Source organism: Melioribacter sp., assembly GCF_049325435.1.
In the GTDB taxonomy this organism is placed as follows: Bacteria; Bacteroidota; Ignavibacteria; order Ignavibacteriales; family Melioribacteraceae; genus Melioribacter; species Melioribacter roseus.
The window spans coordinates 50,818-72,107 of the sequence record NZ_JBMOLD010000019.1 but is presented as its reverse complement, the minus strand read 5'-3'; the positions used below and the strand labels follow the sequence as shown (position 1 = coordinate 72,107).

20 protein-coding genes, 1 tRNA gene and 1 riboswitch are annotated in these 21,290 nt (G+C 40.2%); of the genes, 9 read left to right on the top strand and 12 right to left on the bottom strand.

Annotated elements, in window-relative coordinates:
• The first annotated feature begins 50 nt into the window (after window positions 1-50).
• The 8 genes from ACOYVE_RS14165 (at window position 51) to rpsU (ending at window position 8,005) form a co-directional block, all read left to right on the top strand.
• A complete protein-coding gene (locus ACOYVE_RS14165) occupies window positions 51-560 on the top strand; it encodes a class IV adenylate cyclase (protein ID WP_014855123.1) in 510 nt (169 codons plus the stop codon).
• Window positions 547-3,645 (top strand): PD-(D/E)XK nuclease family protein, encoded by a 3,099-nt coding sequence (locus tag ACOYVE_RS14160; protein ID WP_422882479.1) that lies wholly within the window; start codon window positions 547-549, stop codon window positions 3,643-3,645. Before ACOYVE_RS14165 ends, ACOYVE_RS14160 begins: the two co-directional genes overlap by 14 nt.
• A 49-nt stretch (window positions 3,646-3,694) precedes the next feature.
• Entirely contained in the window at window positions 3,695-4,594 is a 900-nt protein-coding gene (locus ACOYVE_RS14155) for a response regulator transcription factor (RefSeq protein WP_081489435.1), read from the top strand.
• A gap of 164 nt (window positions 4,595-4,758) precedes the next feature.
• A complete protein-coding gene (locus tag ACOYVE_RS14150) occupies window positions 4,759-5,169 on the top strand; it encodes a hypothetical protein (protein ID WP_014855126.1) in 411 nt (136 codons plus the stop codon).
• A gap of 68 nt (window positions 5,170-5,237) precedes the next feature.
• Window positions 5,238-6,653: a M14 family zinc carboxypeptidase gene (locus ACOYVE_RS14145; RefSeq protein WP_014855127.1), complete on the top strand. Its 1,416-nt coding sequence runs from the start codon at window positions 5,238-5,240 to the stop codon at window positions 6,651-6,653.
• A gap of 8 nt (window positions 6,654-6,661) precedes the next feature.
• Window positions 6,662-7,258: a sigma-70 family RNA polymerase sigma factor gene (locus tag ACOYVE_RS14140; protein ID WP_014855128.1), complete on the top strand. Its 597-nt coding sequence runs from the start codon at window positions 6,662-6,664 to the stop codon at window positions 7,256-7,258.
• 1 nt (window position 7,259) lies between these two features.
• On the top strand, window positions 7,260-7,727 hold the full coding sequence (locus ACOYVE_RS14135; protein WP_014855129.1) for a universal stress protein: 468 nt from the start codon (window positions 7,260-7,262) through the stop codon (window positions 7,725-7,727).
• Between the two features lie 74 nt (window positions 7,728-7,801).
• Window positions 7,802-8,005, top strand: a complete 204-nt coding sequence (gene rpsU, locus ACOYVE_RS14130; RefSeq protein WP_014855130.1) for a 30S ribosomal protein S21 — start codon at window positions 7,802-7,804, stop codon at window positions 8,003-8,005.
• A gap of 26 nt (window positions 8,006-8,031) precedes the next feature.
• Here rpsU and ACOYVE_RS14125 read toward each other — a convergent pair whose 3' ends face one another.
• The 10 genes from ACOYVE_RS14125 to ACOYVE_RS14080 form a co-directional block, all read right to left on the bottom strand.
• Window positions 8,032-8,877, bottom strand: coding sequence for a TIGR00730 family Rossman fold protein (locus ACOYVE_RS14125; RefSeq protein ID WP_014855131.1), 846 nt, complete (start codon window positions 8,875-8,877; stop codon window positions 8,032-8,034).
• Window positions 8,878-8,949: 72 nt separating this feature from the next.
• The gene (gene secG / locus ACOYVE_RS14120; protein ID WP_014855132.1) at window positions 8,950-9,291 is read right to left on the bottom strand and encodes a preprotein translocase subunit SecG; all 342 of its coding nucleotides are present in this window, start codon (window positions 9,289-9,291) and stop codon (window positions 8,950-8,952) included.
• Window positions 9,292-9,311: 20 nt separating this feature from the next.
• Window positions 9,312-9,385: transfer RNA gene (locus tag ACOYVE_RS14115), tRNA-Met, on the bottom strand.
• A 63-nt stretch (window positions 9,386-9,448) separates the two neighbouring features.
• Window positions 9,449-10,273, bottom strand: a complete 825-nt coding sequence (locus ACOYVE_RS14110) for a M48 family metalloprotease (RefSeq protein ID WP_014855133.1) — start codon at window positions 10,271-10,273, stop codon at window positions 9,449-9,451.
• Window positions 10,270-11,283, bottom strand: coding sequence for a FecCD family ABC transporter permease (locus ACOYVE_RS14105; protein ID WP_014855134.1), 1,014 nt, complete (start codon window positions 11,281-11,283; stop codon window positions 10,270-10,272). The genes ACOYVE_RS14110 and ACOYVE_RS14105 overlap by 4 nt, the downstream gene beginning before the upstream one ends.
• Complete coding sequence (obgE, locus tag ACOYVE_RS14100; protein ID WP_014855135.1) at window positions 11,262-12,248, bottom strand: GTPase ObgE; 987 nt, start codon at window positions 12,246-12,248, stop codon at window positions 11,262-11,264. The genes ACOYVE_RS14105 and obgE overlap by 22 nt, the downstream gene beginning before the upstream one ends.
• A gap of 1 nt (window position 12,249) precedes the next feature.
• Window positions 12,250-13,803, bottom strand: a complete 1,554-nt coding sequence (locus tag ACOYVE_RS14095) for a hypothetical protein (RefSeq protein ID WP_014855136.1) — start codon at window positions 13,801-13,803, stop codon at window positions 12,250-12,252.
• 103 nt (window positions 13,804-13,906) lie between these two features.
• Window positions 13,907-14,677, bottom strand: a complete 771-nt coding sequence (locus ACOYVE_RS14090) for a succinate dehydrogenase/fumarate reductase iron-sulfur subunit (protein ID WP_014855137.1) — start codon at window positions 14,675-14,677, stop codon at window positions 13,907-13,909.
• A 25-nt stretch (window positions 14,678-14,702) separates the two neighbouring features.
• Window positions 14,703-16,613 carry a fumarate reductase/succinate dehydrogenase flavoprotein subunit gene (locus tag ACOYVE_RS14085; protein ID WP_041355746.1) on the bottom strand — a complete coding sequence of 637 codons (1,911 nt, stop codon included), beginning with the start codon at window positions 16,611-16,613 and terminating at the stop codon, window positions 14,703-14,705.
• Window positions 16,613-17,281, bottom strand: coding sequence for a succinate dehydrogenase cytochrome b subunit (locus ACOYVE_RS14080; protein WP_422882474.1), 669 nt, complete (start codon window positions 17,279-17,281; stop codon window positions 16,613-16,615). Before ACOYVE_RS14080 ends, ACOYVE_RS14085 begins: the two co-directional genes overlap by 1 nt.
• A gap of 193 nt (window positions 17,282-17,474) precedes the next feature.
• A riboswitch (cobalamin riboswitch) is annotated at window positions 17,475-17,661 on the top strand.
• A gap of 122 nt (window positions 17,662-17,783) precedes the next feature.
• On the opposite strand from ACOYVE_RS14080, the gene ACOYVE_RS14075 reads away from it, so the two are divergent.
• Window positions 17,784-19,694, top strand: a complete 1,911-nt coding sequence (locus tag ACOYVE_RS14075; protein ID WP_014855140.1) for a TonB-dependent receptor plug domain-containing protein — start codon at window positions 17,784-17,786, stop codon at window positions 19,692-19,694.
• 21 nt (window positions 19,695-19,715) lie between these two features.
• Here ACOYVE_RS14075 and ACOYVE_RS14070 read toward each other — a convergent pair whose 3' ends face one another.
• Both ACOYVE_RS14070 and ACOYVE_RS14065 read right to left on the bottom strand, forming a co-directional pair.
• Window positions 19,716-20,321, bottom strand: coding sequence for a pseudouridine synthase (locus tag ACOYVE_RS14070; RefSeq protein WP_422882472.1), 606 nt, complete (start codon window positions 20,319-20,321; stop codon window positions 19,716-19,718).
• Window positions 20,308-21,240 (bottom strand): sensor histidine kinase, encoded by a 933-nt coding sequence (locus ACOYVE_RS14065; RefSeq protein ID WP_014855142.1) that lies wholly within the window; start codon window positions 21,238-21,240, stop codon window positions 20,308-20,310. The genes ACOYVE_RS14070 and ACOYVE_RS14065 overlap by 14 nt, the downstream gene beginning before the upstream one ends.
• Window positions 21,241-21,290: the final 50 nt, after the last annotated feature.

Genomic DNA, 21,290 nt, shown 5'->3' with positions numbered 1-21,290 from the left:
ATGTATATTAGACAATAACAAAAACAAATTTAATTACCGATAGGTTTAACATGCCGCAAAACCTCGAACTAAAAGTAAGGGTAAAATCGCACAGAAGATTTCTTACTCACTTAAAAAATAACAATATACCTTTTGTTTCTCAATTAAATCAGAAAGATATTTATTTCGCTTACGACAAAGGTTTGTTAAAATTACGGATTGAAAACGGAAAGCATTATCTGATAAAATATAACCGGAACGAATCCGGAAAGAGGTGGAGCAAATATCAAATTTTGAATTTGGACGGCGACGCTCCGTACGACTATCTGAAGGACATTCTCCGAACCGAGACAATTGTCGAGAAGATACGTCTGTTGTACGTCTATAAAAATACGCGCATACATCTGGATAAGGTAAAACAGTTGGGATACTTCATCGAGCTTGAAACCGTTTTAGCAGGCAATAAAAAAGATGCCGTCCGGGAGTTCAATTTTATAGTAGAACTTCTTAAATTGAACGACGAAGAAGAATTAAGATGCTCATATAAAAATTTAATCGACTCGCTTTATGATTCTGACTAAAGAACAAGATTCAAAATTCAACATTTCCATAACGATCGATCGGCTAATAAATTCAGGGAAATTGAACGAGGCAGTATTTCTCGTTCCGACTAACAGAAAAGCCCGCCATTTAAAGAAAGAACTAATTTCCAGCGCTCCCGGACGTTCTACCGGAAAGATTAATATTGAAACTCTTTCTACTTTAGCCGCGGGAATTCTCAGCAAGACATACAATTATAAGATCTTAAGCGACGCCGCGGCGTCTGTATTTATAAAACAGGCGGTAAACTGCGTAAAGCTGCGGTATTTCAGGGTCTACAACGGAGATATCCCCTACGGTACGCTGGACAGAATAAAAAATGTAATCTCCGAATACAAACGCCACGGCATATTGCCGGAAAATTTGAGAGAAACCGCAGGCGAACTCGACACGAAAGAAAGACAAAAAGCCCTCGACATAGCGGACATTTACGAGGAATACAAAAAGAAATGCTACGCCGCAAAAGCCTTTGAAATTGGCGACGTTTATTATGAACTTTTAAATCTAGACGATAATAATTTCGAAAAGAATTTCAGGGAATATTTGCCCGAAGCACAATTCGTTTTCGGGGACGAGTTTATCGATTTCACATATCCGGAAATTAAAATTCTGAGCCGAATATCGAACATCAAGAATGTGCGTCTTTACATTAATTTCGATTATAACAAAGACAATAAATTCCTTTTCGGTCACCTAGACGAGCATTATTCGCATTTCGAAAGAGAAGGCTTCGTTAAAATTTATGATACGAGCAGTTTTCCGGAGAGCGGTTATAAACTAAAGCTAAAAGAAAATTTATTTAATTTTACTCCGAACAAAATAAAAACAAGCAAGACCAAAACCGAGGGAAATATTTCAATTCTCAAATGCGACGATCGCGAAACAGAGGCGGAAACCATCTCCAGAGTAATAAAGAGATTAATAAAAGAAAAAAACGCCGACCCGCATCGCATATGCGTCGTCTTTAATAACATACAGAATTACTCGGTAACTGTAAGAGATGTTTTCAGAAAAAACGGACTTCCAATTAATCTGACAGACAGATTTACTCTTGCGAACAACAACGCCGTCAACGGTATAATAAATTTCCTCGAAATCATCGAAAGCGATTTTTTCTATCAGAATATATTGAGAGCCTTAAGCAACAGCCTATTGAACACAAGCGGCATTTCAGCCGCAAATCTTTCTAAAGCCGCAGTTGAATTAAAAATTATTGCCGGCAAAACAAATTGGGTTTCCGCGCTGGAACAGGCTGCCGAAGCCGAAAAATTTTCGCTATACGGCGACGATAACGGGGTTTCTTTCACTCAGGCAAAAAAAGATTTTGAAAATCTGATTGATTTCCTGAAGCCGTTCGAAAGTTTGAACCGGGAATACTCGATAGGGGAGTTCGACGATTGTTTGAAGAAATTTATTTATAAATCGGGATTGCCGTTTAAAATTTTATCCGACGGAACGGACAGAAACATCCGGGAAGAAAATATAAGGGCGTTCGAGAAATTCATCGAAACTCTTGACGAGATATTTTTTTTACTATCAGAGGAATACGGAAAAGACCGTAAATTCAAATTGAATTTTTTTATTGAGCAGTTGAGAACCATAGCGCAGTGGACCCGGTTTAACACGAAAGAAAAATCCGGATACGGCATAACAATTACCACGCCGGACGAAATTCGGGGACTGAAATTCGACTACCTTTTTATCGGCGGATTATGCGAAGGGGATTTGCCCACAAGATATAATCCCGAAATCTTTTTCAGCGGCAAATTTAAAAAAGGAGCAAGGATTCACCAACTGGAAGAAAGATATCTTTTTTACAAAACATTGTGCGCATGGGAAAAACAGTTATACTTATCGTATCCGCTGTCTGACAACGGAAGAGAATTAATCAAATCAACTTTCCTGAGCGAATTCGAGTCCTTATTTGAAATTGAAGAAGCAGACATACGGAATTTGGATGAATTTATTTATTCGGAAGAAGAATGGCTGATTAATTACGGTCAGGGCAAAAAGTGTGATTACAATTTTTCGAGAACGGATACCGAGAAAATAGCAAAAGCGTTAAAAATTGAGGAGGCACGCCGGCAAAATCCGGATAATTTCGAATACGGCGGATACATTGACGCGGAAACAATGGATAAATACAGAGACCTCCACGACGAAAATGTTTTTTCAGTTTCACAATTAGAAACTTATGCCCGCTGCCCATTTAAATATTTCATCGAAAGAATATTAAAAGTAGAACCGGAATCGCAACCTACGGAAGACGTTGAGTCGATAGAACTGGGAAATCTGCTGCATTACATCTTATTCAAATTCTACTTACACGTAAAAAAGGATAACATAGATATTGCAACCGACAGAGAAGCAGCTGAGAACTTACTTTTTTCAGTTGCCGAAGAAGCCATTGACAGCGGAATTTTCAGATCGCCTCTTTCATTCTTCGAAAAAGAAATTATTTTGGGAATAAACAATGACAGAAAACAATCCATACTAAATAAATTTCTCGAACAAGAAATCGTATATGCGCGCGAAGGATTTCGTCCCGAATACTTCGAAGTTTCCTTCGGCAGAAAAAAACTCACCGATGTAGACGAGGAGTTGAGCGCCGTTGAAGCTGTCGAAATCACGCCGAACCTCAAACTTAAGGGAAAAATCGACCGTATAGACCTTCACGAAAATTCTTTTGACATTATCGACTACAAAACAGGCATTGCAAAACCCTCCGGATCCGACCTGCAAAAAGGCTTGTCGTTGCAGCTGCCGCTTTACGCTCATATAGCTTCGCAGCTCCTTAAAAATTATACCGGTAAAGATTTTACCCCTCATGAACTCTACATCTATACTTTAAAGTACAACAGTAATTCCTTTGGCAAGAATTCGCTGACCAAATCTCGTGACAAAACCACTATAGATGACAAAATCAAAAATGCCATTGAAAAAGCGGAGGAATTTGCCGACGGTATAATTAAGGGGCGGTTCCATATTTCCGCGCACGATAACAGGGAAACTATCGCCTGCAGGTTCTGCAGCCTATCGAACGTATGCCGCGTTAAAAATAATTGAAGCCCTCCTATAAATTTATTATTTTTACATAACTTATTATTGAAAAGATATGGATCCGGTTAGACTATTATTTCTGGTATTATACGTTAGCTACTTAGGTCCGCTGATTAGATTCAGAGGTCACAAGTTTTTTTATTTCTTCTTTATCTACGCCGTATCGGACCCGATATTAATGCTTTTTGCCACATCGACAGGCATCTACTACCTACATAATTATTACTACATCGGCGTTTTATTATTTTCTATTTTGGCGCTACCAGATATCGATACCAAATATAAAGCCGCCATTATCTTCAGCACAATATTTTATTTATCTATTGACCCTGACTCTTTGGATAAAGTAATAGCTATCATACTTTTAATTCTTTTCCTTTGCTTTTATTTTTCAAGCAAATTTATTACGACGCTTATTACCGAAAAAAAAGTTTATCTTTATTTGCTGGCGCTTATAGCGATTCACTTTATTATTATTACATCGAAATATTTATACTATACGGATAACAATCTCTTGAAGGAGTTATATCCTCTACGTCTCTCAGCCAATATAATTCTTGTATTATTAATTACTTTAGCGGGACCTAATTATTCAATTCCGCTTAATTTGAAAATTTTTGAAAAATTGGCAAAAAAGCGACTTGGCAACATCGAATCGCCCCTAACTTTCATTTCGGAGCTTAAAAAATTAGGACTTACAAACAGAGAAATCGAGATACTAAAATATATCGGGGACGGTTATACATCCAAGGAAATTGCCCAGATATTAAATCTCTCAAAAAAAACGATCGATTATTACAGAAGCGTAATAAAAGAAAAATTAAATGTCAGTACTAAGTCGGAATTAATGCAAATTGTTAAAGATAAAAACTTAGAAATTGAACAGTATTTAAAAAATAATAACGGACTTCATATCGACGATTCTTCTTCCAATCTCAGTACCTCAAATACTTAAACTAACCTTGAATTAGTACTTTTTTAGGATTTTTTCCCCTTTACATTGGGAGTTTGTCCCTATCTACTATCCGAATAATAATTTATTTTTGTAGCGTGTCGAGGGCGCCATTAGGGCCGGATTGTTAAATGCAGTCCGGCCTGGAAGTGGCACGGATTAATAGAATGGTTAAAATTATCAAATCAGCAAATAATAAAATTTCAAGCATTGTGATTGCAATATTACATTATTCTTTAATATTTTATCTTTTTATGAATTCATTATTGTCGCTGCTGCAGCCCAAACCGTTATTCGATAGATTGACGGAAGAAATGAATATTTTTCCCGAGCTTGCCTTTTTTATTGTAACTTTGATGCCATTATTTATCCTGATCTTGAGCGTTCTACTTTTCTTCAAAATCAGAACCGGTCAGGTTATAGTAACGCTTCTGATAACTTACATAGTGCATTTTATCTTTTATTTAATAGTTTTTGTTTTTATGGGTATATTATTGTTATCGGAATTACTAATAGCCCTGATAATTATCATTATTACGACAATCCTGCATAAATACCGCTCTCCCGCAAAACAATAGCCAAATATTCCGGCGGCTGAATTTCGTCCATTTTATTCATAATTTTAGATTAATAATAAAATAAACTTATGTTAACTAAAGAAACATTAGAATTATTACTCAATAATTACTCCATTTATAAGATTGACGATATAAATGCCGATTATATAAATCCGGCTGACTTCTATAATGTACTGAACAGACTCGTCGCAGACGACTCGGTAGAATTAGCGGGAATTTCTATTGGGGGCAAGAAAATTTTTAAGATTAAGCGCGGACAAGGCAAAACTAAAATTTTAATTTGGACGCAAATGCACGGCGACGAGCCTACGGCGACTGCGGCTCTTCTCGACCTGCTTAATTTTCTCAACCGTCAAGACGACATTAATAATTTGAAAAAGAAAATAAAGGAAAATCTTACAATATCGATTATTCCCATGCTCAACCCGGACGGCGCCGAATTGTTCACGCGGGAAAATTTAATCGGTATTGACATCAACCGTGACGCTTTACGACTCCAGTCGCCCGAAGCAAAAATTCTGATGAACGAATTTGAAAATTTCAAACCCGATTTCGCATTCAACATGCACGACCAAAATCGTTACTATACAATCGAAAACAGCGATAAACTGCCGGCTGTTTCGTTCCTTGCGCCGCCGTTCGACTTTAACTGCTCTTTGAATCCCGGAAGAATAAAAAGTATGAAACTTATAGCAGAACTTAACCGACTGCTATCATTCTTGAATGCAGGCTTGACCGCAAGGTACAAAGACGATCACGAGCCGAGATCATTCGGCGATTATTTTGCGGGCAGGGGCGCAAGCGTTATTCTTATCGAATCGGGAAACACGCTCGGGCCGGAAGGTAAAGAAATGATACGCAAGTTGAATTTTCTGCTCCTGCTTGCGGCCTTCGATGCAATTGCAGATAATTCGTATATGAATTATGACGAAAAATTTTATTATAATATTCCCGAAAACAAAGAAAGAATGTACGACCTCATTCTTCGAAACCTGCTCATTGAAAAAAATAATCATACCTACACCGTCGATATCGGAATTAAAAGGACAAAGAAATTCGACATTAATAAAAAAAGATTCTATTACATAAGCAGCATAGAAGAAATCGGAGACCTTTCCACATACTATGCCTGGGAAAATTATAATCTCGATGGATTTTCATTAGAACCGTTAAAGTATTACACTTATAAAAACGCTGCAACTCCGTCAAATACCGCTATAGCAGAATTACTTAGAAACGGTTACGGCTTTATCGTCGGCGAACTACCGTCGGATCATTCGGCATATACGGAGTTGCCTGTCAATATTGCGAAGTCATATAAATCGCAAGGCGAGCCAGCGATAGGCGAACCTGCAAATTTTAGGCTGTCGAATGAAGAAAATGAATATTATATTCTTATTAACGGTTTTATAGTATCCGGCAACGATTTAAATTGCTTACCGGATTTGTCGGACAAAATCAAGAATGCTCTTGTTTATGATTAGCAGAACAAATGACCAAAGAAAATAACATAACGACAAATAAAGACGTCTACAAAGATTTCGAGCGGGAAGCAATTCCTCATATGAACGCTCTATACAATTTTGCGTTGAGATTGACGGGCGACCCGGACGAGGCGGACGATTTGCTTCAGGAAACTTACCTTAAAGCATTCAGATTTTTCGATAAATTTGAAAAAGGCACAAATTGCAAAGCCTGGCTATACCGCATAATGAAGAATTCGTTTATTAACGACTACCGTAAAGTAACCAAAGAGCCCGCAAAAGTCGATTACGAAGACGTACAAAATTTTTACGAGACAATAAAAGCCGAGGAAATTACATTCAATCATTATCAATCCGATGCCTTCAGCAATCTTCTGGACGACGACATTACCGGAGCGATTTCCAATTTGCCGGAGGATTTCAGAACGGTAATAATACTAAGCGATATCGAGGGATTTTCTTACGAAGAGATTGCCGATTTTGTCGATATTCCGGTTGGCACAGTCCGCTCGAGACTTCACAGAGCCAGGAAGATGCTCTATTCAAAGCTATTCGATTATGCCAAATCAAAAGGTTTCCTAAAAAAAGCTGGTAAAAAAAAGTAATATGAAAAACGTAAAAAATATTATAATGCCGACAGATTTCAGCAGATTGTCTCTCTCTGCTTTCGAGCTCGTCAAGCAAATATCGGAACTGATCAATGCTGAAATTCACATAATCCATGTGGCAGAGACGAATCCGCCGATAATTTCAATGAAATCATATAATATTGACGAGAACGATTTGAAATCAAAATATATGGAACAAACCCGGGAAGAGCTTGAAAAGATAGCCGACGAATTACGGGACGAGACCGACAGCAGGATAAAATCGGTTCTTTTGACGGGTCTTGATTTTGAAGAAATAGTAAAATATGCGGCGGAGTTACACAAACCAGGAGAGGCGGAATCGTTAATCGTAATTGCAACGCACGGCAGAACCGGCTTAATGCATACATTGATGGGAAGCGTGGCGGAAAAAGTAATCCGCTATGCAAAATGTCCTGTGTTGGTCGTTCCTCACTCTTCGGATTGATTCTTTTAAGATTTATTTATAAGTTTGAATGCTAAATATTTTTTTATAGAATCAAACAAAGGCAGGTGATAAGAGTGGTAGGCATCATAGTCCAGGAAAACGAAAACATCGACAAGGCTTTAAAACGTTTCAAGAAAAAATACGAACGTTCCGGTATCCTTAAAGAATACAAAAAGAGAACGTTTTACGTTAAGCCGTCGATTGAAAAAAGGATGGACATGATCAAGGCCAAGCGAAGAGCTTCGCGCGAGCAAGCTCTCCGAGAAAGAAAGGCTTGACAAAATAAACCCCGGTTATCCGGGGTTTATTTTTTTCCGTTATTTTCGATTAAACTTCCCTTTTGATTCAGAAAATGTTTCTTGAAATGAGTCGTAATCTTATCGAAGGCTTCATCGACCGTATTACAAAAATCAAATAGTTTCATATCTTCTTTACTTATCGTGCCATGATCGATCAACGCGTCGAAATTGATAATTTCTTTCCAATATGCTTCGTCGTAAATAATGATCTTCATTTTCTTCGTTACTTTCTTTGTCTGTACAAGCGTCAATACCTCCATCAACTCGTCCATTGTGCCGAAGCCGCCGGGGAATACAATGAGCGCTTTAGCCAGGTACATAAACCAGAGCTTTCTCATGAAGAAGTAATGAAATTCAAAAGCAAGTTTATGGTCGACATATTTATTAACGAATTGTTCGTAAGGGATACTGATGTTTAATCCGATAGAATGGCCTCCCGCCATATAGGCGCCTTTATTTGCCGCTTCCATAATACCGGGACCGCCGCCGGTGCAAATAATAAACCTGTTGCCGTTGCCGTCGAGCTTCTTCGACCAGAGCGTCAATTTTTTCGAAAGTTCAACCGCGTCTTCATAGTATTTCGACATTTCAAGAAGTTTAACGGCTTTCTCGAATTTTCTTTTACCGGCAGGCGTGTTTTGTTTTTTTGCTTCGTTGACAAGTTTTAACGCGTCTTTTCTTGATATAATTCGAGCCGAGCCGAAGAAAACGATTGTATCGATAATTTTATTTTTTTCGAATCTCGATTTCGGCTCGTAATACTCCGACAGAATACGGATTGTACGAGCTTCGGCAGAATTTAAGAATTCAGCGTTTTTATAAGCTTTGACTGGTCTTTTGGATTTGCCCATTTTTACCTCGGATGGTTATAATAGGGAAGAATGAAACGGGCGGGCGATAATCGTCCGCCCTTTTATTAAATATCATTGATTCGGCTGTTCTGTCGATTGTTGAGGCAAAACTGGCGTAGCCGGCACTGATTGCTGGCCGCTGCCTTGTATTACGCTTTCTCGTTCCGTGACGGCAGATTTCCCCGGGAGGAAAAACAGGTTGATTAGTATAGCCAGCACAATTAATGCTCCTGCCAGCCACCATGTAGATTTGCTCAAAAAATCAGCCGTTCTTCTCGAACCGAACATAGTACCGAATTGCCCGGTTCCGCCGAATGTTCCGGCAAGTCCCCCTCCTTTGCTCGACTGCATCAAAACTATGACAATCAACAAGAAGGATATGATTAGCGCTATTGTAACTAAAATACTGTACATTCTTATCTCCGAAAAAATTGTAGCGAGGGAGGGATTCGAACCCCCGACACGTGGATTATGATTCCACTGCTCTAACCGACTGAGCTACCTCGCCAGATATTTTAAAATCGGATAGTAAATATAAAGAGTTGCTTCCCAAAGTTCAAGAATTTTTCTCTTATTGCATTTTCGATTTAACGAACCTCTGGTACTCCTTATAAAAAATACCCGGTGCGGATGTGTCTTTATACGTCAATACATTATAGCCCATTTCAGAAATTCTTTTTTCGGTATTTTCAATCCTGTCCAAAGGATCGGGGTGAGTCGACAAAAACGTGGCAATGCCTGCATCGGCAGTTGATATCTTGCCGTCGTCTCGTAACTTCTCGAAAAAGAATTTAACGCTTCCTGGATAAAATCGAGTTGTCTTTAAATACAAAATCGAATACTGGTCGCTCTCGTCTTCGTTTGAACGACTGTTTGCGAGCAGCGCCAAACCTGTGAACATATTGGCGGCGAGCTCGGCAAGTTGCGTAGGATTATTTCCCAGAACAACACTCATCACAAAGGAAATGCCGTATGCCGCAGTAATACGTTGCGTTGCGTGTCGTCTTTCTACGTGAGCTATCTCATGCCCGATTACGCCGGCAAGCGCCGCTTCCGAGTCGAGATATTTAAGCAATCCCGTATAAATATAGATGTAACCTCCCGGCACTGCAAATGCATTCAATACCGAATCGTTGTCGATAATTTCCATCTTGTAGTTATATACCGTTCTTTTTTTTACTTCCGGCGAATTTAATATTTCGTTGAAAATGTTTTTTTCGATATAATTTTTCAATTCGGGATTTTTATCGTAAATAGGGTACTCTTCCGAATTCTTGCGTATTTCCTCGTCGAATTTTTTACCGAGCGCCACCTCGTCGCTGTCGGTAAATAAATTTATACCGGTGGAACAAGCCGTCGCAATAATTATCACGTATAAAAATATTTTTTTCTTCATATTACCTCTGAGGATCTTCTTCTTTTTAATAAATAAATAAAAACGGGCGCTCCTATGAGAGATGTAATGGCTCCAACCGGCAATTCCGCAGGGGCGATGACCGAACGAGCGATCGTATCGCATAATATTAAGAAAACAGCGCCCACAATGAACGACGCCGGAAAAACAATCCGATTGTCGTTGCCAAAAATCAGACGGCATACGTGAGGAATCAGCAGCCCGACAAAACCGATAATTCCACTGACCGAAACAAGCGAGCCGACAAGAAAACTTGTCAATAAATAGGCAATTGTCTTCAGTAATTCGGTATTTACTCCCAATTGTTTGGCTGTATAAGAGCCCATACTTAGGATGTTAAACTTATTCGAGAGTCCAGCCAGAAATATGGAAATCAATAATGATGCAAAGAGCACCGGGTATACATGTTCTTTGGGAGCCATCGAGATATTGCCAATAAGCCAGAAAACAGCAGTCCTCAAGGAATCGTTAAGCGTACTCATCATCAACAAAATTAATGCGGAAAAAAATGCGCCTACCATAACTCCCGAAAGCAACAGTGTATTCGGCTCGATTTCGCCGTATCTTTTCCCGAGCATAAAAACTATTATCATAACAAGCAGAGCGCCTGAAAATGAGAGAACTTGAGTGCCGGCAAAAGTTAATCCCAGCGTAAATGAAAGAACGGCTCCGAACGTACCGCCGCTCGAAATACCGAGTATGTACGGCTCAGCCAGCGGATTCATGAGTATCGATTGGAAAACCGCCCCCGATATCGACAACCCTCCGCCAATTGCCAACGCATATAATATTCTTGGCAATCTGATATCGAAGACAATACGCGATAACAATTCGTTCTTTTCGCCTCCCGTTAAAATATTTATCAGGCTTTTAATTCCGAAATCGGCGCTGCCGACCGACATAGAAAATAACATTGCCCCAAACAGAACGAACAACAAAGACGTAATTTTGATTATATAAAGAGACGGCGTCAGTCTTTTAATTCTGTCCATAATGTATCCAGCAATTCATCCATGCCGTAGCCGCTGACAGCGGAAAAAACGATAATCTTTTCATTGTGGTTATTCAACGTCAAAGACTTTACTTTTTCTATTTGGTCATGCGTCAGCAAATCCGCTTTCGATATTCCGAATATTTTTTTCTTGCCTGCCAGGATTTTCGAATAGTTATTTAATTCATTTAGAAGAATATTAAAATCGCGTTGGTAATCTTCCGAAATTGCTTCTACCATGATTAATAATATTTTCGTCCTTTCTATATGCCTCAGAAATTTCAATCCCAAACCTTTCCCTTCATGAGCTCCTTCGATAATGCCGGGTATATCGGCAATTGTAAAACTGTCGTATTCTTTATAACGAACTATTCCCAGGTTGGGTTCGAGAGTGGTGAACGGATAATCGGCAATTTTGGGTCGCGCGGCAGAAACCGTTGAAATCAAAGTTGATTTACCCGCGTTAGGGAAACCGACGAGCCCCACATCCGCAATCAATTTTAACTCGAGAATTATGTTCTTTTCTTCGCCGGGTTTTCCTTTTTCGGCGTAACGCGGAGTCTGGTTGGTTGGAGTTGCAAAATTGCTGTTTCCCTTTCCGCCTTTTCCGCCCTTGGCGGCAACGTATTGTTTCCCGTTCTCATTCAAATCGCACAGGACTTTGCCGGACTCTTCATCTTTTATAATTGTGCCTACGGGAACTTTAATTATAATGTCCTTTCCGTTGCGCCCGTCTTTCAAAGAATTTCCGCCGGGTTGACCGTCTTCCGCCATATACTTTCTATTGTACTTAAAATCGAGCAACGTGCCTAAATTGGAATCGGCGACAAATATAACATCGCCGCCTTTGCCTCCGTTGCCCCCTGCGGGACCGCCTTTGGGAACGTATTTTTCTCTTCTGAAAGCAACCGCTCCGTCTCCGCCTTTCCCGGCTTTGACATAAATTTTTGCATAATCGATAAACATATCAGGATTCTTTTCCGAAGTGTTCGGTAATAATTGACTTGAACAATTCCGCTTCTTTGCCCGCGGAATCGATATTTCTGTTGAGTAATGCTTCGTTTATAATGGCGTACGCTTCGTATATATCCTTCGACTTCGAAATACTTTCTATCACGTTTGTAAATTCTTCTATATCGTAATCGAAGATTACTTCTATAATTTTATTGATATCTTTGTTTTCCAGCAATTTATTAATATCGATTTTTTCTAAGTTCTCTTCTTCTTTACCTTGTTCGTTTTCAGGTTCTTCAAATTGATTGTCGGCATCCTCTATCTCTTTTTCGGAATCAGTTCTTTTCAATAATATAATTTCTTGCTCTTCTTCGTCCGGTCCCTCGCTGTTTTCGCTAACTTCCTCATTTTCCTCCTCTACACGAATATCCACCTTCGGCGGTTTATAAGTAATCGAGACTTCTTCCTCCCGCATAAAAATATCTTCCTCTTCTTGAATTTCATCTTCGTCGCTTCCGGAAATCTCTTCCGTATTTACCTCTTCTTCAATCGAAAGTTCCCGTATCTCATCTTCCTTGGGGAGATCGTCAAACAGAGTCTCTTCCTCGTTTATTTCTTCGGAGTCCTCGGTTTCTTTTTCTTCTATTTCTTCATCTGTATTTTCAACAATTTCTTCCCGTGCGAAATTTACGGAATCATGTTCCTCTATTTTTTCTTCGATTTCAGACGAATCGACATTATTAATTTCGACGGTTTCCTCTTTCAACTCTTCATCTTTCGTTTCTGTTTCTTGGACGTCTTCTTCAACCAGCGGCAAAATAGTACCGAACTCTTTCATCAGATCGTTAACGCTGCATCTAATCGATTTATCGTCCCCGTACATTATCCTAAGCTTCTTGATATGCTGATCCAACTCCTTTTCTTTTAAAAATTCTTCCACAGCTAGTAGCGGCACTTTGTTTTTTTGAAGTTCTCCGATATTGAAAAAATCCGCCATCGATTTAAGGGCTCCCGACAGCAGACTCTGCAGGTTAGTTTCTTTGCCGATGTCGTCGATTTTTTGCAACAGTTCGGAGAATTCTTCGGAATTCAACGAAATGATTTTCTTTTTGTCGATGTATGAGAAAATAATCTTTTTAAGATATGAATAATAATAGAGATAATTGAGAATCTGTTTGATTTCGATGCCCGTGCGATGATTGTTTTCGTCGAATATAAATTTTGTAAGCGTCCAGCGCGGCCGCGCCAGGAAATTAACATTGAAAGAAGAGGCGTGGAGCAATAATTTGGAAACGAAATCGGATGATAATTTTTTATTTCTTTTGATTTCCTCGTTTATCAGTGAGAAATAATGCGAAATTTTTTCGCCGGAGTAATCGAATACCGAACTGCTGAGAAGTTTCTGTCTGTCTTCGAATATGATATAATCGATTTCGGCGGAGATATAATTCAGTATCGCAGGGTGAAGCTCCAGGTTTTTTAGTTGTTCGAAAGTAAAGTACGTACCGAGCCTGTTAATTTTGTTCAGGTTAAAGTCGTAAATAAATTTTATTTCTCTTTCGAACATAAATATCAGCCCGGCGAATTAAACATGGATAATTTATTGAAATCACACTCCAATAATACCAAAAAGGTCAAAAAAAATCCCGACATAGAATGTCGGGATTAAATTAAGCGTCGACCTCTTCGGTCTTAACTTTAGCCGCTATAAATTCCCTATTCATTCTGGCAATATTCTTTATGGAAATTCCTTTCGGACATTCCGCTTCGCATGCATAGGTATTGGAGCAGGCGCCGAATCCGAGTTCATCCATTTTTTTAACCATCGCCTGCACTCTTCTGTATCTTTCCGGTTGCCCCTGAGGAAGCAATGCGAACTGCGAAACTTTCGCGCTTACGAACAGCATTGCCGAGGCGTTTTTACATGCAGCCACGCACGCGCCGCAACCGATACACGAAGCCGAGTCCATAGCTTCCGAAGCTATATCTTTCGGAATAGGGATCGTATTACCGTCGGGCACGCTGCCTGTATTGACCGAAATAAATCCTCCAGCTTCCATTATTCTGTCGAAAGCCGACCTGTCAACCATCAGGTCTTTTATTACGGGGAATGCTTTTGCCCGGAAAGGTTCTACCCAAATAGTGTCTCCGTCTTTGAAATTTCTCATATGCAGCTGACACGTGGCAATTTTGGGAAGCGGTCCGTGAGGGTGACCGTTAATTACCAATCCGCATGTGCCGCAAATACCTTCGCGACAGTCGCTTTCGAAAGCGATCGGGTCGAGATTCTTGCTTTCAAGCTCATTGTTCAATTCGTCGAGCATTTCGAGAAAAGAAGTATCCGGCGAAACGGATATTTTATACTCCTGAAAGCTTCCGGCGGCATCGGGCGCCGGTTGTCTCCAGATTTTCAAAGTAAGATTTAATTTTTTTTCTTCCATTTTAATACCCTTAAACTTTTCAGTATTATTTATAACTTCTTGTAGCTAACTGAATATTTTCGAATTCGAGCGGTTCTTTTACAAGTTCCCAATCTCCCAATTCCTTGAAAACCCAGGCAGCTACATAAGCATATTCCTCGTCGTTTCTGAGCGCTTCGCCTTCTTCGGTTTGATATTCTTCCCTGAAGTGAGCTCCGCAAGATTCATTTCGATTCAATGCGTCGCGAGCCATCAATTCGCCGAGTTCGAGATAATCTGCCACTCTGCCCGCTCTTTCCAGGCATTGATTGACATCTTCGTTTTTACCGACAACATTGACATTTTTCCAGAATTCTTCTCTCAGCGTTTTGATTTCTTCGATTGCTTCTTTTAGACCTTTTTCGTTTCTCGACATTCCAACTTTATTCCACATAATTCTGCCGAGTTCTTTATGAATACTGTCGACAGTTCTCTTGCCTTTTATCGAAAGCAGCTGATTGATCATATTCTTAATGTTTTCTTCCGTTTTGTCGAATTCCGGATGAGAAGTTTTTACCAATTCGGGTTTTTCGGAAGCGAGATAATTTCCGATAGTATACGGCAGAACGAAATAGCCGTCGGCGAGTCCCTGCATCAATGCGCTTGCACCGAGCCGGTTGGCGCCGTGGTCTGAAAAATTGGCTTCGCCCGCAACAAACAATCCCGGAATCGTGCTCATCAGATTGTAATCGACCCAGAGTCCTCCCATTGTATAGTGAGGCGCAGGATAAATCTTCATCGGAACTTCGTACGGGTTTTCGCCCGTTATGGTTTGATAGATTTCGAACAGATTGCCGTAACGTTCTTCGATTACTTTTTTACCGAGTCGTTTAATAGCGTCCCTGAAATCGAGATAAACCGCTTCCTGACCCTGAGCGCCTCTTCCTTCGTCGACTACTTCTTTTGCGGAACGCGACGAAATATCGCGCGGACTGAGATTTCCGTATGAAGGATATTTTCGTTCGAGGTAGTAATCGCGTTCTTCTTCGGGAATGTCGTTCGGATGTCTTTTATCTCCTTTTATTTTGGAGACCCATATCCTGCCGTCGTTACGCAAGCTTTCGCTCATCAGCGTCAGTTTCGACTGACCTTCGCCGTGAACGGGCAGACATGTGGGGTGAATCTGAGTGAAACACGGATTTGCAAACGCGGCGCCTTTTTTATGAGCGCGCCAGATTGCCGTCGCATTGCTGTTCATTGCGTTTGTGGACAAAAAGAATACATTAGAATAGCCGCCGGTAGCCAAAACAACCGCATGAGCCGAGTACTTTTCGATTTCGCCGGTAATCAAATTTCTTACAACTATGCCTCTCGCCACTCCATCGACTACGACCAGATCGAGCATTTCTCTGCGCGAATAGAGTTTAACTTTACCCAGGTTGATTTGGCGGTTCATTGCGGAATAAGCGCCGAGCAGCAATTGCTGTCCGGTTTGTCCTTTGGCGTAAAAAGTTCTTGAAACCAGAGCGCCGCCGAATGACCTGTTTGCGAGAGCGCCTCCGTATTCGCGCGCAAACGGAACTCCCTGCGCAACGCATTGGTCGATAATGTTGCCGCTGACTTCCGCAAGCCGGTATACATTCGCTTCCCGAGAACGAAAGTCGCCGCCTTTGATCGTATCGTAAAAGAGGCGGAATACCGAGTCGCCGTCGTTTTGATAATTCTTTGCGGCGTTAATTCCGCCTTGAGCGGCAATACTGTGCGCTCTTCTGGCGCTGTCGTGAAATGTAAACGCTTTAACATTGTATCCCAATTCGCCCAGAGTAGCGGCAGCCGACGCGCCTGCCAATCCTGTTCCAACAACAATAATGTCAAATTTACGTTTATTGGCAGGGCTTACCAATTTCATGTTGAATATATGATTAGTCCATTTTTCTTCGATAGGACCAGCCGGAACTTTTGAATCTAATTTTACCATCAGTTACCTCCGTAAAAAAATAAAAAGTAGATAGGAATCGAGGCAAAGCCGATAACCATTATATAAGTATAAATATCTCCCAGTTTTTTGATCAACGGGAAATATTTATTGTTATTCCAGCCGAATGTCTGAAACGCGCTCTGGAAACCGTGCTTTAAATGAAAGCCGAGTAAAATAATGGCCGCTACGTAAAGCAAGGAATAAACCGGGTCGCTAAACGCCTGCACAACAATTTCATAATAATTATGAGATTGCGCCAGCGGGTGTCCCAAATTAAACGAGACCCAGAAAGTTCGCAAATGAATTACCAGGAAAATAAAAATAACGCTTCCGCTCCAGATCATTGTTCTGGAAAACAGAGTGCTGTTTTCCGAAGAAGCATTGACTTTATAATTAACCGGTCGCGCCTTTTTGTTTCCGTACCATACGCGAATCGCGTCATAGATGTGAAAGACAAATATTAGAGCGAGTATCAATTCGATTACTCGTACCAGAGGCTTGATATTTTCCAGGTTTTTAACAACCGTGTTAAACAACTCGGGTCCGCCGTAAAGCGTCAGATTATTAATCAAGTGAATAATCAGGAAGAGTAAAAGGCAGACTCCGGTTAGAGCCATTATAAATTTTTTGCCGATAGAGGAATTGAGTGCGTTAGCGATCCAACCCATTAATTATCTCCCGTATTTAGATTGTGGTTGAATATAATTATTAGATGTGCCTTTGAGAAATGTGAAGTTAAACGCGTAATCACGATTAATACCGAATTTTAATTATTCGTTAATTAAGATAAGTTTATTAAATATCTTTTTCAAAGGAAAATTTGTTATTGAATCAGTCGAAATTTTTTTATATTAGCTCAGAGTTCTTATAAAAGTTTGCGGTGTCTTTAAAGACTTAATAGGGAAACCGGTGAGTAGATACAAATCCGGTGCTGCCCCGCAACTGTGAGGAACAATTAAATCCTTCAGCAAAATGCCACTGGAAACATTCCGGGAAGGCGCTGAAAGGAGTTCCGAGCCAGGAGACCTGCCGCAAATTAAGAATAATCAACCTTCGCGGGTGAGGTTTTGATTAACGAATCTTCCGATTATAATTCGTTCCGATCTCCTAACCCACGAAGTTACAACTTTTTAATCAACCGATTTGTCATTTTAAAAAGGAGTAACTTCCATGAAAACTTTTATTGCATCACTACTTATTATTTCCTTTACTTTTTTAAAAGCCCAGACTGACACGTTAAAATCATCATTGTCGGAAATCGTTGTTACAGCCACCAAGACCGAAACGCCCTACTATGCGGTAGCCAGTTCAGTTACGGTATTTACACGTGAAGATATCGAGAAAGCCAACGTCAACGACGTAATCGAACTATTAAGAAGAGCTCCCGGAATTTCGATTACTCAACAGGGCGGTCCCGGTAAGATATCATATTCTTTTATCAGAGGAGCCAACTCCAGCCACACTCTGGTTTACATCGACGGCGTTAAAATGAACGACCCGACTTCTCCTAACAACGCTTTCGATTTCGCCAATTTGACTACCGGCGATATTGAACGCATTGAAATCGTCAGGGGACCTCAAAGCACTTTATACGGCGCGGACGCCGCGGCGGGAGTTATAAACATTATCACCAGAAAAGCCGGACTGAACAATTATTCGCTAAATTTAGAAGCAGGTTCTCATTCGACATATAAGGGCAGCCTTAATCTGAATAGCGTTCTCGGAAGACTGAATTACTTCATCAATTTGAGCCGGTTCGCGACGGATGGGATATCGGCGAGCAATTCCAAATACGGCAATACCGAAACCGACGGCTACAACAATAACGGCATTACGCTTAAGCTCAATTATCCGCTGCTGAGCAATCTAAAAGCGGAAATCTTATATAAATATATAAAAACAAAAACCGATTTGGACCAAAACGAAAAATTCGGAGACGATCCGAATTACGCCTATAAAAATGAAGACCAGATATTCAAAGCTTCTCTGAATTATAAAGGTTTTGAAAATAAACTGGAACAATCGCTGGTTTTTACCGCAACCAAACGTTTTGCAAATACACTCGATTTGCCTGACGAGTTAAGACCTTCCATTTCGTCAGACAATTACAATAGAGGCACGCGCCTTTCCGCCGATTTTACAAACACGCTGCATTTAAGCTCCAATACAATTACTGCGGGAATTACATACGAGCAAGAAACAGCATATACTAACTACATTAGCAATTCGGAATGGGGCGAGTATACGAGCACGTTTCCGGAATCGTCTCTGGACAATGTTGGATTTTATTTGCAGGATCAAATTAATATTACGGGAAAGATTTTTGTAACCGCCGGAATAAGGTACGACAAACACAGCAAATACGGCGGTAAAACCACATTCAGAATAGCTCCGGCTTATTTTATTCCTCAAACAGGCACGAAAATTAAATTCTCTTACGGCACAGGATTCAAAGCCCCCTCTTTATATTATTTGCTTGACCCGCTATACGGCAATCCGGATTTAAAACCGGAAGAAACCGAAGGGATGGATTTCGGTATCGAACAATATCTCTTCGACAATGCTCTAATTGCAGGACTTACATATTTCCGGCTAGATATGAATAACATGTTCGGTTATGACGCCAATTTTAAGACAATAAACATTGCCGAAGCCGAATCGTACGGGTTGGAAGCTTATGTTAATCTGAGAAATTATCGCGGCATCGACTTCAACATTAGTTATACATACAACAATACTAAAGACAAATACGCCGGCAGCGGGGATTACGGCAAAGAACTTTTAAGAAGACCGGTTCATCAGGCATTTATTTCCGCAGGTTATCAGTTTGACCGATTTTATTTTTCGGGAGAACTAAAATATAAAGGCGTCAGATACGACAAAGATTTTTCCGTTTATCCGGCCCAAAGAGTGGAATTGGATCCTTACACACTGGTTCATCTTACCGTTTCATATAAACTAACCGACAACATAAAATTATACGGAAGAATAGAAAACCTCTTTAATACGGATTATGAAGAAATTCTTTATTACGGCGCTCTCGGCAGGTCAATTTACGGAGGGATTAACTTAAGCTTGTAACGCTCAAGACCGCCCCGCATTTTATATTAAATGCGGGGCGGCTTTTTCTTTAATTATTTTTAAAAATTCCGAAAGAGCAACGCCTTTCAATTCCATTACTTCGCCCGGGTTCATTTTTGCAATACGAAGATTTTCAATGCGCACTCTCACAAGCCTTAAAGTAGGATACCCCACAGCAGCCGTCATTCTTCTTACCTGTCTGTTTTTACCTTCAATGAGCGTTATACTCAACCAAGAAGTAGGAATGTTCAACCTTTTTCTGATTGGAGGAATTCTATCGGGAAGACCGGGCGTTTCAATCAATCTGACTTTAGCCGGCAAGGTCTGATTTCCTTTTATCATCACTCCTTTTCTCAATTTTTCGAGCGCCGATTCGTCGGGAATTCCTTCAACCTGCGCATAATATTCTCTTTCGTGACGATACTCGGGACTTAGCAACAATGAATTTATTCTCTTATCGTTTGTTAAGAGCAATAGACCTTCGCTGTCCATGTCGAGTCTGCCGACAGGGTAGACATCTTTCGGAAAAGGGAAAAGCGATTTCAAGGTACGCCTTCCCTGCTCATCCGAAAATTGAGACAGTACCCCATAGGGTTTATAAGCCAGATAGTATTTATACTTTCTCATTATCCCAGGGTAAAATAATTGAAAAGCGGGCGCCTTCTCCTACTCTGCTTTCCACCGTAATTTTTCCGCCGAGCCGTTCTATCATTTCTTTGCATATCAGTAATCCCAGCCCGGTGCCGTTTTCGTTATGAGTGCCGGCAGTCGAACGGTTGCCTCCGGGTTTGAACAAAGTTTTCAATCTGTCTACGGGAATACCCACCCCGGTATCCTGTATCGATATTTCCAGATTCTCCTTGTTGAACTCACACCTCGCAATTACCTTGTCTCCTTCGTTAGAATACTTAATTGCGTTCCCAATCAAATTATTAAGAACGGAATTGAGCATATATTCGTCGCCTTCGATAACTGCGTTTTCGTCTATTTCATTCAATAACTCGATGTTTTTCTTTTTTGCATTAGCCGAATGAACGCTAAACACTTCGCATACTTTGTCGTACAGGTTAATTTCTTTAATATTAATATCCATTCTGTTGGTTTGAAGTCTCGACCATTCGAGTAAGTTTATTAAAAGATTATAAATATTCTTCGAAGCCAAGCGAATGCCTTTTACGAGATCCAGTTTAATACTGTTGTCGAGTTCGTTAAATTCTTCATACAGCATATCGGCATATCCGAGTAGTCCCTGGAATGGATTTTTTAAGTCGTGTGAAATAACGGAAAACATCCTGTCTTTGTCTAGATTGGATTGTTGGAGTTCCTCGGCTTTTTCGAGTAATTTTTTTTCGGTTTCTTTTCGGAGTTTAATTTCTTCCATCAAAGTACTATTGAGAATTTCGAGCTGTTGCAGTTTAAGATGCAACTGATTCTCGAGTTCCCTGCTTTTTTCTTTTATCCTTTTTACCAGAAAGTAAACCGTAATACCGGCAGCCAGAGAAAGCAGCAGCGCAACGATTAATATTAGTTCGACGTTTATATTCATTATATCGACATAAATTATAGATATCCGACCGATTAAAATAGAAAAAGAGG

Excerpts from the sequence above, each read along its gene's own strand:
- ACOYVE_RS14085 (WP_041355746.1), bottom strand. The coding sequence starts at position 16,613 with ATGGTAAAATTAGATTCAAAAGTTCCGGCTGGTCCTATCGAAGAAAAA.
- ACOYVE_RS14140 (WP_014855128.1), top strand. The coding sequence starts at position 6,662 with ATGACCAAAGAAAATAACATAACGACAAATAAAGACGTCTACAAAGAT.
- ACOYVE_RS14105 (WP_014855134.1), bottom strand. The coding sequence starts at position 11,283 with ATGGACAGAATTAAAAGACTGACGCCGTCTCTTTATATAATCAAAATT.
- ACOYVE_RS14110 (WP_014855133.1), bottom strand. The coding sequence starts at position 10,273 with ATGAAGAAAAAAATATTTTTATACGTGATAATTATTGCGACGGCTTGT.
- ACOYVE_RS14080 (WP_422882474.1), bottom strand. The coding sequence starts at position 17,281 with ATGGGTTGGATCGCTAACGCACTCAATTCCTCTATCGGCAAAAAATTT.
- ACOYVE_RS14070 (WP_422882472.1), bottom strand. The coding sequence starts at position 20,321 with ATGAGAAAGTATAAATACTATCTGGCTTATAAACCCTATGGGGTACTG.
- ACOYVE_RS14155 (WP_081489435.1), top strand. The coding sequence starts at position 3,695 with ATGGATCCGGTTAGACTATTATTTCTGGTATTATACGTTAGCTACTTA.
- ACOYVE_RS14165 (WP_014855123.1), top strand. The coding sequence starts at position 51 with ATGCCGCAAAACCTCGAACTAAAAGTAAGGGTAAAATCGCACAGAAGA.
- ACOYVE_RS14075 (WP_014855140.1), top strand. The coding sequence starts at position 17,784 with ATGAAAACTTTTATTGCATCACTACTTATTATTTCCTTTACTTTTTTA.
- ACOYVE_RS14145 (WP_014855127.1), top strand. The coding sequence starts at position 5,238 with ATGTTAACTAAAGAAACATTAGAATTATTACTCAATAATTACTCCATT.
- ACOYVE_RS14160 (WP_422882479.1), top strand. The coding sequence starts at position 547 with ATGATTCTGACTAAAGAACAAGATTCAAAATTCAACATTTCCATAACG.
- secG (WP_014855132.1), bottom strand. The coding sequence starts at position 9,291 with ATGTACAGTATTTTAGTTACAATAGCGCTAATCATATCCTTCTTGTTG.
- ACOYVE_RS14090 (WP_014855137.1), bottom strand. The coding sequence starts at position 14,677 with ATGGAAGAAAAAAAATTAAATCTTACTTTGAAAATCTGGAGACAACCG.
- ACOYVE_RS14125 (WP_014855131.1), bottom strand. The coding sequence starts at position 8,877 with ATGGGCAAATCCAAAAGACCAGTCAAAGCTTATAAAAACGCTGAATTC.
- ACOYVE_RS14095 (WP_014855136.1), bottom strand. The coding sequence starts at position 13,803 with ATGTTCGAAAGAGAAATAAAATTTATTTACGACTTTAACCTGAACAAA.
- ACOYVE_RS14135 (WP_014855129.1), top strand. The coding sequence starts at position 7,260 with ATGAAAAACGTAAAAAATATTATAATGCCGACAGATTTCAGCAGATTG.
- obgE (WP_014855135.1), bottom strand. The coding sequence starts at position 12,248 with ATGTTTATCGATTATGCAAAAATTTATGTCAAAGCCGGGAAAGGCGGA.
- ACOYVE_RS14065 (WP_014855142.1), bottom strand. The coding sequence starts at position 21,240 with ATGAATATAAACGTCGAACTAATATTAATCGTTGCGCTGCTGCTTTCT.
- ACOYVE_RS14150 (WP_014855126.1), top strand. The coding sequence starts at position 4,759 with ATGGTTAAAATTATCAAATCAGCAAATAATAAAATTTCAAGCATTGTG.